The organism is Pseudonocardia sediminis (genome assembly GCF_004217185.1).
Classification (GTDB): Bacteria; Actinomycetota; Actinomycetes; order Mycobacteriales; family Pseudonocardiaceae; genus Pseudonocardia; species Pseudonocardia sediminis.
The window spans coordinates 2,478,103-2,490,737 of record NZ_SHKL01000001.1 but is presented as its reverse complement, the minus strand read 5'-3'; the positions used below and the strand labels follow the sequence as shown (position 1 = coordinate 2,490,737).

General features: G+C 71.2%; 12 protein-coding genes. 8 read left to right on the top strand and 4 right to left on the bottom strand.

Going from position 1 to position 12,635, the window contains the following annotated elements; translation table 11 throughout:
• The first annotated feature begins 22 nt into the window (after positions 1–22).
• From EV383_RS11600 to pqqE, 6 genes are all read left to right on the top strand, one after another.
• Positions 23–1,711, top strand: coding sequence for a pyrroloquinoline quinone-dependent dehydrogenase (locus EV383_RS11600; RefSeq protein ID WP_130289925.1), 1,689 nt, complete (start codon positions 23–25; stop codon positions 1,709–1,711).
• Between the two features lie 51 nt (positions 1,712–1,762).
• Positions 1,763–1,855: a pyrroloquinoline quinone precursor peptide PqqA gene (pqqA, locus tag EV383_RS11595; protein WP_130289924.1), complete on the top strand. Its 93-nt coding sequence runs from the start codon at positions 1,763–1,765 to the stop codon at positions 1,853–1,855.
• A gap of 135 nt (positions 1,856–1,990) precedes the next feature.
• Positions 1,991–2,881, top strand: a complete 891-nt coding sequence (gene pqqB, locus EV383_RS11590; RefSeq protein ID WP_130289923.1) for a pyrroloquinoline quinone biosynthesis protein PqqB — start codon at positions 1,991–1,993, stop codon at positions 2,879–2,881.
• Between the two features lie 5 nt (positions 2,882–2,886).
• A complete protein-coding gene (gene pqqC, locus EV383_RS11585) occupies positions 2,887–3,627 on the top strand; it encodes a pyrroloquinoline-quinone synthase PqqC (RefSeq protein ID WP_130289922.1) in 741 nt (246 codons plus the stop codon).
• Entirely contained in the window at positions 3,617–3,970 is a 354-nt protein-coding gene (gene pqqD, locus EV383_RS11580) for a pyrroloquinoline quinone biosynthesis peptide chaperone PqqD (protein ID WP_341273719.1), read from the top strand. The genes pqqC and pqqD overlap by 11 nt, the downstream gene beginning before the upstream one ends.
• A complete protein-coding gene (pqqE, locus tag EV383_RS11575; RefSeq protein WP_130289921.1) occupies positions 3,960–5,066 on the top strand; it encodes a pyrroloquinoline quinone biosynthesis protein PqqE in 1,107 nt (368 codons plus the stop codon). Before pqqD ends, pqqE begins: the two co-directional genes overlap by 11 nt.
• A 49-nt stretch (positions 5,067–5,115) precedes the next feature.
• Here the strand turns inward: pqqE and EV383_RS11570 are convergent, their stop codons facing one another.
• The gene (locus EV383_RS11570) at positions 5,116–6,336 is read right to left on the bottom strand and encodes a sodium:calcium antiporter (RefSeq protein WP_130289920.1); all 1,221 of its coding nucleotides are present in this window, start codon (positions 6,334–6,336) and stop codon (positions 5,116–5,118) included.
• A gap of 252 nt (positions 6,337–6,588) precedes the next feature.
• Entirely contained in the window at positions 6,589–7,995 is a 1,407-nt protein-coding gene (locus tag EV383_RS11565) for an MFS transporter (protein ID WP_130294270.1), read from the bottom strand.
• 343 nt (positions 7,996–8,338) lie between these two features.
• Between EV383_RS11565 and EV383_RS11560 the strand changes: the two genes are divergently transcribed.
• Both EV383_RS11560 and EV383_RS11555 read left to right on the top strand, forming a co-directional pair.
• Positions 8,339–8,713, top strand: a complete 375-nt coding sequence (locus EV383_RS11560) for an FKBP-type peptidyl-prolyl cis-trans isomerase (protein WP_130289919.1) — start codon at positions 8,339–8,341, stop codon at positions 8,711–8,713.
• Between the two features lie 8 nt (positions 8,714–8,721).
• Positions 8,722–9,234, top strand: coding sequence for a metallophosphoesterase family protein (locus EV383_RS11555; protein ID WP_130289918.1), 513 nt, complete (start codon positions 8,722–8,724; stop codon positions 9,232–9,234).
• A gap of 95 nt (positions 9,235–9,329) precedes the next feature.
• On the opposite strand, the gene EV383_RS11550 is transcribed toward EV383_RS11555, so the two are convergent.
• Together EV383_RS11550 and EV383_RS11545 are read right to left on the bottom strand one after the other, a co-directional pair.
• Complete coding sequence (locus tag EV383_RS11550) at positions 9,330–10,454, bottom strand: TerC family protein (protein WP_130289917.1); 1,125 nt, start codon at positions 10,452–10,454, stop codon at positions 9,330–9,332.
• A gap of 253 nt (positions 10,455–10,707) precedes the next feature.
• On the bottom strand, positions 10,708–12,498 hold the full coding sequence (locus EV383_RS11545) for a metallophosphoesterase (protein ID WP_130289916.1): 1,791 nt from the start codon (positions 12,496–12,498) through the stop codon (positions 10,708–10,710).
• Positions 12,499–12,635: the final 137 nt, after the last annotated feature.

Sequence of the window (12,635 nt, the reverse complement as noted above, 5' to 3'; positions counted from 1 at the left end):
CGTACAGCCAAGGAGACGCAGAATGACCGACTACGTCGATGCGGGCGAAGCGATCCCGCACGCACAGCTCAGCGCCGTCAAGGGAAGCGCCCCCGCCACCGGGAACGTAGACTACGAGCGCATCCAGAACGCCCGCTCGGAGCCCGCGAACTGGCTCACCTACTACGGCACCTACGACGGGCAGCGTCACAGCGAGCTGACCCAGATCAACAAGGACACCGTCCGCCGGCTGTCCCCCGCGTGGGTCTTCCAAGCCGGTGCGGTGGGCATGCAGTCCGGTGCGTCGACCTACTCGTTCGAGGCGTCGCCGCTGGTCGTCGAGGGCGTCATGTACGTCTCCGGCCCGGACGGCCGTGCCTGGGCGATCGACGCCAAGACCGGCGAGGAGCTCTGGCGCTACAAGCACGCCTCCCCCTACGACGTCTCGCTGTGCTGCGGCAACGTCAACCGGGGCCTGGCCGTGGGCCACGGCAAGGTCTACATGTACACGCTCAACGCCCACCTCATCGCGCTCGACGCGACGACCGGCGAGAAGGTGTGGGACACCGTCAACGGTGACGTGCGCGCCGGGGAGAGCGGCTCGGTCGCTCCGCTGGTCGTGAAGGACATGGTCATCTGCGGCAGCGCGGGTGGCGAGTTCGGTCTCCGCGGGCACATCGACGCGTTCGACGCGCAGACCGGTGAGCGCCGCTGGCGCCGCTACACGGTCCCGAAGCCCGGCGAGCCCGGCTCGGAGACCTGGGGCGACGACGCCCAGGAGGCCTGGCAGCGCGGCGGGGCGAACTGCTGGGTCACCCCGACCTACGACCCGGAGCTCGAGCTGCTGTTCCAAGGCACCGGCAACCCGGCGCCCGACTTCGACGGCGACGTCCGCCCGGGCGACAACCTCTACACCGACAGCGTCGTCGCGATCGACGTGAACACCGGTGAGATCCGGTGGCACTACCAGTTCACGCCGCACGACCTGTGGGACTACGACTCGACGATGGAGAACATCGTCTTCGAGAAGGACGGCCGCAAGTACGTCTCGCACGCGGACAAGAACGGCTACTTCTTCACCCTCGACGCGGCCACCGGCGAGCTCGTCAAGGTCTTCCCGTTCGTCGACCGGATCACCTGGGGTGAGATCACGCCCGAGGGTAAGGTCACGCCCAAGGTCTACCCCGACGAGGAGGGCGTCCCGGTGCACTTCTGGCCGGGTCCGGCCGGGGGCAAGGAGTGGACCCACATGGCCTACTCCCGCAAGACCGGCCTGATGTACATCCCGGTCCAGGAGGTCGGGGCCACGGCCACCCGTCGTCGTCGCGAGTTCAAGGAGTCCATCCCCTACTGGGGCGCGGGCGTCGCCGTGGACATCGAGGACTTCTACGGCTTCGTGGCCGCGGTCGACCCGCTGACCGGCGAGGAGAAGTGGCGCTGGCGCAACGAGTACCCGATGTGCGCCTCGACGCTGTCCACCGCCGGCGGGCTCGTGTTCCAGGGCACGCCGACCGGTGAGTTCGTCGCACTCGACGAGGAGACCGGCGAGAAGCTCTGGTCCTTCCAGTGCGGCAGCGGACACCACTCGAGCCCCAGCACCTACGAGGTCGACGGCCGGCAGTACATCGCCGTCCCGACCGGGTGGGGTGGCTGGATCGAGGGATTCCTCCCGGGGCTCCTCGGAGCAGCGGCGGGCGACGCACTGTTCGCCTTCGCGCTGCCCGAGGACTAGCCCTGGGGCACAATCCAATAAGGCACGACGCACGGAAGGAGGTGGCAGCACATGGAGACTCTCGTCGTATGGGAGACCCCGGACTTCGAAGAGGTCGGGTGTGCACCCGAGGTGACGATGTACATCGCTCGCTCGGAGGCCTGAGGCCTGTGAGGGAAGCGCAGCGGTAGAACCGCCTGCGTCGATGTGAAAGGGAGGGGCGCCGGGACAACGTTCCGGCGCCCCTCCGCACGTCCGGCCCCACCGTCGGGGCCGGGCACGACGAACGGGGAACGACGTATGTGGCTGCGGGTACTGGGTTCGGCGGCCGGAGGTGGGTACCCGCAGTGGAACTGCAGTTGCCCGACGTGCCGTGCGGTCCGTGAGGGCACGCGGCCGGCGCGGGCACGCACACAGTCCTCCATCGCGGTGAGCCCGGACCACGAGAAGTGGTTCCTGTTCAACGCCTCACCCGACATCCGGGCGCAGTTCGAGGCCTTCCCGGGCCTGCATCCCGGCGACGACCGGGTCACGCCGCTGCAGGCGGTGCTGCTCTCCGACGCCGAGATCGACCACACGCTGGGGCTGCTCCTGCTCCGCGAGGGTCGCGGGATCTCGTTGCACGCCACCGAGGCCACGCACGCGACCATGCGCTCGGGCACCGGCGTGCTGACCACGCTGGAGCGCTACTGCCCCGTCGAGTGGACGCCCGTCGTCCCGGGGCGGGACGCCTCGCTGGGCGGGATCACCTACCGGGCCTTCGACGTCCCGACGGCGAAGCACGACCGGTTCGGCACCGGGACCGACACGGGACGGGTGGTGGGCTACCGGCTCACCGACGAGACCACCGGCACCGTGGCGGTCTACCTGCCCGGCGTCCAGGAGCTCACGCCGGCCGTGCTCGACGAGCTCGAGGGCATCGACTGCCTGTTCATCGACGGCACGTGCTGGCGCGACGACGAGATGATCCGCCTCGGCCTGGCCCAGAAGACCGCCCACGACATGGGGCACCTCTCGCTCGGCGGTCCCGGCGGCAGCCTGGAGCAGCTGTCCCGGCTGCCGATCGCACGCAAGATCTACATCCACATCAACAACACCAACCCGATCCTGCTCGAGGACTCGCCGGAACGGCGCGAGGTCGAGGAGAGTGGGATGGACGTGGCTCACGACGGTCTCGAAGTGGAGGTCTGAAAACGATGACGACGACGGTGAATCCCGCTACGCAGACCGGACCGGCGGACACGGCCGAGCTCGAGGGCCTGATCGAGCGGCTGCGCGCGCACTCGCAGAGCTACCACAGCGCACACCCGTTCCACGTGCGGATGAACGAGGGCGTGCTGAGCCCGGACCAGATCCGCGGCTGGGTGGCGAACCGGTACTACTACCAGGAGATGATCCCGCGCAAGGACGGGGCGATCCTGGCCAACTGTCCCGACCCGGTGGTGCGCCGGCGCTGGATCCGCCGCATCACCGACCACGACGGCGACGCCCCCGGCGAGGGCGGCATCGAGGCGTGGCTGCGTCTGGGTGAGGCCTGCGGGCTCAGCCGGGAGGAGATCGAGGACCACCGGCACCTCGCTCCGGGCGTGCGCTTCGCCGTCGACGCCTACGTGACGTTCGCGAAGACCCGGCCCTGGGTGGAGGCGGTCGCGTCCTCGCTGACCGAGCTGTTCGCCCCCGACCTGATGGCCGAGCGGCTCTCGGCGTTCGAGCGGTACTACACCTGGATCGATTCGGACGGGCTGACCTACTTCCGCAACCGCCTCTTCCAGGCGCCGCGGGACTCCGAGCACGCGCTCGAGGTCGTCATGCAGTACTACCGGACCCCGCAGGACGGCGACGCCGCGGTCAACGCGCTGTCGTTCAAGTGCGACGTGCTGTGGTCGATGATGGACGCGATCGAGAAGGCCTACCCGGACGAGCCCCGTGCCGAGTGACGCGGCCTCCCCCGCACCGGCTCCGTCACCCGCCCCGGCTCCGGCCCCGTCCACGGCGGGGCTGCCGGCCGTCCCGCCGGCCGGGCGCCCGTCGCTGTCGCGGCACGTCCGGATGAGGTTCGACCGGACCCGGGAGCGACACGTGCTGCTCGGGCCCGAGTCGGTGATCGTGCTCAACCCGACCGGTGCGGACATCCTCGGGCTCTGCGACGGCGTCCGGACGGTGTCCGACGTCGCCGCGAAGCTGCAGGCGCGCTACGACCGCGTGGTCGACGACGAGGTGACGGCCTTCTTGGCGCGTCTCGTCGTCCGCCACTGTGTGGAGATCGATCATGGACAGTGACAGCAAGAACAGGGTCGACCAGCCCTTCGGGTTGCTCGCCGAGCTCACCTACCGGTGCCCGCTGGCGTGCGCCTACTGCTCCAACCCGCTGGAGCTCGCGGCCTACGACGACGAGATGACCACCGCGGAGTGGCAGCGCGTGTTCACCGAGGCCGCCGAGATGGGCGTCCTGCAGTGCCACCTCTCCGGCGGTGAGCCGCTGCTGCGCCGCGACCTCACCGACCTCGTGCGCACCGCCGCCGACCTGGGGATGTACACGAACCTGGTGACGAGCGCGATCGGCTTCTCGCCCAGCCGCGCGGAGCTCCTGCGCGAGGCCGGGCTCGACCACGTCCAGGTCAGCGTGCAGGCCGACGAGCCGTCGACGTCGGACCGGATCGCCGGCATCCCGTCGTTCGAGCGCAAGCTCAAGGCGGCCGCCGTGGTGAAGGACCTGGGCTGGCCGCTGACGGTCAACGTGGTGCTGCACCGGCAGAACATCGACCGCGTCGCCGAGATCATCGCGCTGGTCGAGGAGCTCGACGCGGACCGGGTCGAGCTGGCCAACACCCAGTACTACGGCTGGGCGTGGCGCAACCGCGCCGCGCTGCTGCCGAGCCGCGAGCAGCTCGCCGGGGCCGAGGACGTCGTCCGCGCCGCGCGGGAGCGGCTGAAGGGCCGGATGGAGATCCTGCACGTCCTGCCCGACTACTACAGCGACTACCCCAAGCCCTGCATGGGCGGGTGGGCCGCGCGCCAGCTCACCGTCGCCCCCAACGGCGACGCACTGCCCTGTCCCGCGGCGCAGACCCTGCCGCTGCCGCGGGCGAGCGTGCGGGAGGACTCGCTGGAGACGATCTGGCAGTCCTCGCCGATGTTCACCGCGTTCCGCGGCACGGACTGGATGCAGGACCCCTGCCGCAGCTGCGACCGCCGCGAGATCGACTTCGGCGGCTGCCGCTGCCAGGCGTTCCAGCTCACCGGGGACCCGGCGCGGACCGACCCGGTCTGCCACCTCTCGCCCGACCACGAGCTGGTGACCGACGCCGTCCGCGGGGCCAACGAGACGGGCCGGCCGGCGGACGAGCTGCTCGTCCCCCGGCCGCACCGCTCCTGACACGCTTCTCCGGGCCCGGTCGGAGCGGGCCCGGAGAAGTGCCTCGGGTCTAGTCGTCGTCGGCCGGTGCTCCCGGTGCGGCGGGGACGGCCGGGGTGCCGGCGGCGGGGGCGTCGTCGTCGGCGGCGGGGGCACCCGGGACGGCCGGGGCCTCGATGCCGGTCTCCGACCCGCTCTCCTCGCCCTCCGGTGCGTCGTCGATCGGCACGAGGCCGAACACCGAGAAGCTGATCACCCAGTAGGCGATGTAACCCACCAGCAGCGTGGCACCGTGCCAGCGCCGCAGGTGTCCGGTGAACAACGCGTAGGCGGCGAACCCGTTGATCACCACCAGGGCCGGCAGGTGCCAGGTGAAGACGTCCGAGGTGATCAGGATCGAGCCACCGACCAGGGCGATGACACCGAGCTTCGCGGTCACCGAGAACACGACGCTGCCGATGACGTTGCCGACACCGATCGCGGGTGCGCCCTTACGGAACGGCTCCACGGTCAGGAAGATGTCCTCCAGCGAGAGGACCACCGTCGCGATCGTCGCGCCGAACACGGTGCCGCTGATGGCGAAGTTCTCCAGGATGCCCTCGGTGCCCTCGGACATCGCGTAGGCGCCGACGACGAGGCCGACCAGGGCGAGCACCGCGAGCCCCATCAGCACCGAGCCGCTGCGCTGGTTCGACTTCGACACGGCCAGGCTGCCGGTCTCGTAGAGCTCACCGGCGCCGCCGCCCGACCCGCCTCCGGTTCCGCCGCCGCCGCCACCGGTGACCGAGGCCAGCTCACGGCTGTCCATGTTCTCGAGCACCTCGGAGCTGCGGAAGGTCGGCACCGCGCGCCGCGACTCGCGATAACCGATGTAGCCGACGAACGCCACGAACAACAGAACCAGCACGATTCCGGAGACCACTCCCAGTTCCCCGGTCAGCGCGAGCGCGACCAGGATGAGCGGGGCGAGCGCGAAAATCGCGATGTAGTCCTTCGGGATCTCCACCCGGCAGGGCGCGAACAGCGCGGCCAGCGCCAGGACGAGGCCGGTCATGGAGATGACGGTGCCGAAGATGACGCCCAGCGCGACGTCCTCGAGACCCTCCAGGTTCAGCACCACGCCGAACACCAGGTCGTCGAACTCGATCCCGGTGAACAGGATCGCGAGCAGGAACAACGAGATGGCCAGGCCGCGCGCGGCACCCACCAGGTACGTGATCAGCTTCTCGGCGCTGTAGATCAGCACCGCCGCTCCCGCGGCGAAGACGATGATGGAGATGATGGGCGTCATCGACGGTGATTCCCCCTCGAACCGGCCGTCGGTCGCCCTGACCCCGGCCCGTGCATCGGTGTGTGTACGGAACTGGCACCCCGGAGCCGAACTGTTTCCGGCGGCTGCGGATGAGGGATCCTTGCAAAAACGCGAGCGGCCGGGCGACCGCCATTCGTGGTCATCTGCTCCCGTTATGGGGCAGCCGGTTCCGGTTGTACTGCAACAGGTGTTTCACCATTCCTGAATGGGCGGGGAATGGTGCGCGACGTCTCAGTCGTAGTGCAGGTGATGGTGCTCGAAGGTCTCGCCGGAACCGGAGACCGGAACCGGCCGTGAACGGCCCGCGCGCAGGTCGGCCAGGGCGATGACCAGCACCACCAGCAGGACGACGAGTGTCGCCACCAGGGTCAGCGAGATCGCGGCCTGGTAGTCCCCGCCTCCGGAGGCCAGGACGGCGTAGAAGACACCGGGCAGTGCCGCTGTCCCGATCGTCGCGCCGATCCGCTGCCCGGTCTGCAATGCGCCACCGGCCGACCCCGCCATTCGGACAGGTACCTCCCGCAGCGTCATCGTCAGGTTCGGCGAGATGACGAATCCACCGCCGATCCCGCCGACGAGCATCGCCGGCGCGATCGCCCAGCCGACGACCGACGGGTCGAGCGTGCCGAGCAGCAGCGCCGCCGTCCCGAACCCGGCGATGACCACGACGAGACCGAACACGGTCAGGCGCCGCCCGTGGCGCTGGACCAGGCGCCCGCCCCACGCCGCGGAGAACGCGGACCCCAGCGCGAACGGCGCCACGGCGAGCCCGGACTGCAGCGGCGTGTAGCCCAGCCCGGACTGGAAGAACTGAGCGAGCACGATCCAGACCCCGGAGAAGCCGATGAAGTACACCGCGCCGAGCGCCGCACCCCAGGCGTAGCCGGGTGTCGCGGTGACCAGGCGGACGTCGAGCAGCGGCTCGGTCTCGCGCCGCAGCACCCGCCGCTCCCACAGCACGAACGCTCCCCCGAGCGCGGTGCCGACGACGAACAGCCACCACAGCCGTCCGAGTCCCCCGCTCTCGGCCTGCACCAGCGGCAGCAGCACGGCCAGGACGGCGCCGCCGAGGAGTCCGACGCCGACCCAGTCGATGCTGCGATGGCCCTCCCCCGCCCCGGGCACCGGCGGGATCAGCCGGGCCGCGAGCACCAGCGCCACGATGCCGATCGGCAGGTTCACGAAGAAGATCCACCGCCAGCCCTCGGCCTCGCCGAACAGGGCCAGGATGACGCCGCCGACGATCGGGCCGACCGCCGTCGAGATGCCGACGGTGGCACCGAACAGGCCGAACGCCCGCCCGCGCTCGTCGCCGGAGAACAGGTTCTGGATCAGCCCGGAGTTCTGCGGGGCGAGCATCCCGGCCGCGAGGCCCTGTGCGAGCCGGGCCGCGGCCAGCCACCCGATCGACGGTGCCGCCCCGGCCGCGACGCTGAACAGCACGAACAGGGCAAGGGCGATGAGGAACATCCGCCGGCGGCCGAAGGCGTCGCCGAGCCGCCCGGCCGGCACCAGCGCGAGCCCGAACGTCAGGGCGTAGCCGGAGACGACCCACTGCACCCCGCCCGGCGTGGTGTCCAGGCCGCGCTGCATCGACGGCAGCGCGACCGCGACGATGCTGACGTCGAGCAGCGACATGAACCCGGCGACGAGGGTGACCCAGAGCGCCTTCCAGCGGCGCGGGTCCGGCTCACCCGGGGCGGACGGGACCGCGGTGGTGGACGCGCCGCTGCTCACGACACGGGCCCCGCTGTGCTCACCGGCCGATCGTCGCACGCGGGGCCGGGTCCGGCTCGATGCCGATGATCATCTTCTCTCCGGTCGCCCGGCCGGTCGTCCGGCCGGGTCCGGGAGCGGGACCGGCGACGACGACGACGCCCGCGCGGGAGGGTCACCGCGTGGCCCGGGGGTGGCGGGCGGAGGCCGGGACCCTCTGGCACGCTCGGACCCGCCACTCTCACGACCCGCGAGGAGACCTCCCGTGCCCGCAGCCAAGCCCGTCGTCGACCCGGTCGACGGCCCCGTCCCCACCGATCTCGACGCCACCGACATCAGCCTCGGTGACGGCACCGAGGCCAAGCCCGGCGACCGCGTCGCCGTGCACTACGTCGGGGTCGCCCACTCGACCGGCGAGGAGTTCGACGCCTCCTACAACCGCGGCCAGCCGCTGCAGTTCGCCCTCGGCGCCGGTCAGGTCATCTCCGGCTGGGACACCGGCGTCACCGGCATGAAGGTCGGCGGACGCCGCCGCCTCGTCATCCCGCCGCACCTGGGCTACGGCGACCGCGGCGCCGGTGGCGTCATCGCCCCCGGCGAGACGCTGATCTTCGTGGTGGACCTGGTCGGGGTGAACTGACCTCCCCCGTGCACGTCCTGCTGATCTCCGACACGCACGTACCGGTCCGGGCGAAGGACCTGCCCGAGCAGGTCTGGGCGGCGGTCGACGCCGCCGACGTCGTCGTGCACGCCGGGGACTGGATGGACGTCACCCTGCTCGGCCGGCTCGAGGCCCGCTCGGCCCGGCTCGTCGCCTGCTGGGGCAACAACGACGGCCCCGAGCTGCGCGGGCGGCTGCCGGAGACGGCGCACGCCGAGCTCGGCGGGGTCCGGGTCGCCGTTACCCACGAGACGGGCGCGGCGCAGGGGCGGGAACGCCGTTGTGCCCGCGCCCACCCGGACGTCGACCTGCTGGTGTTCGGCCACAGCCACATCCCGTGGGACTCCGTCGCGGAGCTCCCCGGCGGCGGTGAGCTGCGGCTGCTCAACCCCGGGTCGCCGACCGACCGCCGGCGGCAGCCCACGCACACGTGGATGACGCTGGAGCTGGGCGACGGCCGGATCGGGCCGGTCACCCTGCACCACCGAGAGCCGACATAGCACCGCGGGCAGACGCAGCACCGCGAGCAGACGCCCGGGGCCCGACCGGCGGAGACCGGACGGGCCCCGGGCGTCTGCTCGGGTGGGGGAGGGCGTCAGATCTGCCCGCGTCCCTCGGCCTTCTCCTTCTCGAGGAGTCGCTCGTGCTGGGCGGCGTGCTCCTGGTCGTCCTGCTCGACGATCCGGGCCGCCTCCTCCTTGTTCCGGGCCAGCGGCGGCGCGGTGATCCCGCTGCCCTGCTCGGCCAGCGCCGGGTTCCGGCGGACGGCGACGAGGCTGACGACCGTCGTCACCGCGAGCACGCCGATGATGACCGCGAGGGATAGGCCGATGCCGACCTCGGGGACCGGCAGCGGCTGACCGCCGTTGATGAACGGCAGCTCGTTCTCGTGCAGTGCGTGCAGGGCGAGCTTGACGCCGATGAACGCGAGCAGCACGGCCAGGCCGTAGGAGAGGTAGATCAGCTTCTTGAGCAGGCCACCGAGCAGGAAGTACAGCTGGCGCAGGCCCATCAGCGCGAACGCGTTCGCGGTGAAGACCAGGTAGGACTCCTGGGTGAGGCCGAAGATGGCCGGGATCGAGTCGAGCGCGAACATCACGTCGGTCAGCCCGATCGCGATCATCACGACGAGCATCGGGGTCAGCCAGCGCTTGCCGTCGATCCGAACGGTGGTCTTGGCGCCGTGGTAGTCCTCGGTCACCGGGAAGACCTTGCGGACCAGCTTGATGGCCCGCCCCTCCTCCCACTCCTCGTCGTCGCCGCCCATGCCCTGGCGCACCAGGCTCACGGCGGTGTAGATCAGGAACGCGGCGAAGAGGTAGAAGACCCAGCTGAACTGCTCGATCGCGGCCGCGCCGACGGCGATGAACAGGCCGCGCATGATCAGCGCGATCACGATGCCGACGAGCAGCACCCGGTGCTGGTGGATCACCGGCACCTTGAACGAGCTCATGATGATCAGGAAGATGAAGAGGTTGTCGACCGAGAGCGAGTACTCGGTGATGTAGCCGGCGAAGAACTCACCGGCGAAGGTGCCGCCGGCGAAGAACCAGACGCCGAGGCCGAACACCACCGCCAGCGCGATGTAGAACAGCACCCACCGCGTCACCTCGCCGAGGGTGACGGCGTGCGGCTTGTGGTCGACGACGAAGAGGTCGACGGCCACGATGGCGACGAACACGCCGATCGTGACCAGCCAGACCCACAGGGGGACGTTCAACGGAACACCTCTCGGAACTCGGGCAGCAGAAGCACGCCCGAGGTCTCTCCCGCCACTCGCGACGGGCCGACTGGCGGCGGGTCCTGCGACGTGGCCGATGGTGCCGGGTTCCGGGGCGGACCGCCCCGTCGCCGTGCTGACGACACCACCGCGAACGGGGTACTCCCCTGCGGTACGGAGTCAGTCTGCTCCGTCCGGTTCCCGCACGCGAGGCGGGGTGAGCGAACGCACCCCGCCCCGTCCCCCGTCCGTGCTACGCGGGAACGGTCCCCGGCACCGACAGCCCGGTCGGCGGGTGGGTGGTCCAGCCGCTCGAGGTGGCGGCGGCTCCGTGCCGCGGGACGTCCCGGGCCAGCTCGACCCGGTCGATCTCGTGGCCGGCGTCGGTGATCGCGCGGACCCGCAGGTAGGACACTCCCCCGGGCCGGCCCGGCACGACCTCGCAGCGCAGGTAGGCATAGCCGAGGTAGCGGCTCTGCGACCAGTCGACCTTCTCCAGGGTCTTCGCGTCGTCGCGCCCGGCGAGGAAGCTGGTCACCTCCGTACCGCTGTCCGGGCCGGTGTGCCCGCGGAAGCGGTCGGTCTCGCCCTTCTGCCAGGTGTAGCTCGGCCGTCCGCCGGAACCGACGCAGATGTAGGTCGTCCCGTCGTGCGCGGGCCGGACGGTGGAGCGGTCCGCGGCCTGGACCGTCGAGCGCCCGCCGCGGATCGGATTCGTCCGCTCGTACTGGTGGTTGTGCCCCTGTACGGCCAGGTCCACCCGGTACTTGTCGAACAGCGGGGCCAGCGCCTTGCGGACGCCCGCGTCGGAGGCGTGCGAGCCGCTGGTGGCGAACGCGCAGTGGTGGAAGAACGCGACCACGAAGTCGACGCCCGGGTCCTTGCGGAACCCGGCGAGCGTCGTCTCCAGCCACCGCAGCTGGGCGCCACCGCTGTAGCCCGCGTTGGTGGGGATCTCCTCGGACAGGTCGTTGGCGTCCACGCTGACCACCCCGACGGTGCCGTGGGTGAACGAGTACACCGACGGGCAGCTGCTCGGCCCGTTCCCCGGGAGGTCCAGACGGGCCAGGTGCCCGCCGTAGCCGTGGTTCGCCCCGCCCGGCGCGGTGTTGCCGTCGTAGAGGGCCTCCATGTCGTGGTTGCCGGTGGCGAACATCCACGGGGTGGACGCGGCGGAGCGTTCGATCGCGCCGAAGTAGGCCGTCCAGACCGTCGGGTCGAAGTTGTTGAACTCCTCCGGCGCCTCCTCGGGCGCGAAGTTCTTGATCTGCTTGCCGTTCCCGGTCGGGTCGGCGTAGCAGATGTCGCCGGCCAGCAGGTGGAACGCGGGCTCGTCGGACGCGATCCGCGCGACCATCGCGTCCGACGGCGCGGGCGTGCGCCGCGTGTCGGTGGGCTTGTACTTGTCCTTGAACCCCTTCTGCCCGTCCGGCGGGTCGATGCTGACGCCCTGGTCGGCGAACGCGGTGAACGTGAACGGCTCCCGGTCGCCGCGCACGGGCGCGGTGCGGAAGGACGCGTCCGGGGTGACCGAGCCGTCGGGCATCCGGAACCGGTAGTGGTAGCGGTGGCCGGGGCGCAGACCGGTCGCGTCCGCGTGCACGAACCACTGCTCGGCACCGCGGATCGAGCCGTCGCCCTGCGGGACCAGGCTCTGCAGCGGCCGGATCTCCACCGGCAGCGACCGCCCGTAGCCGGTGTCGGTGCCGAGGTCGACGCCGATCGGGCGCGCGCCCGGCTTCGCGGTCAGCTCCCCGGCGATCGCCATCGCCGTCGTCGGGTCGGCGCCGAACGACAGGTGCCGCCCGATCACCGCCACCGGCGCCTCGGCCGCCAGCGCCCGGCTCTGCTGCGCCCACGGCGCCCCGGCCATGCCCAGCGCGGCCAGTGCCCCCGCACCGCCGCGCAGCGCCGTCCGGCGGCTGACCCGGTGCCGGCGCAGGAAGCCGGTGATCCACTCGTGCTGCTCGGCGACGGTCATGTCCCGGGCCAGTGCGGCCGGCACACCGACGTCCGGTGTCTCCCCCCGTGGGTTCACGCTCATGGTGGGCGACGCTGCCCCGTCCGCCCGGCGGGACGTCGGTCGCCGGGGAAACGCCGTCTGAACGGTGGCCGTCACCTGCGTGTACGGCGCCCGATATGCCGACGTTCGCGCCGTTCTCCCGTTTCCGCTCCCGATCA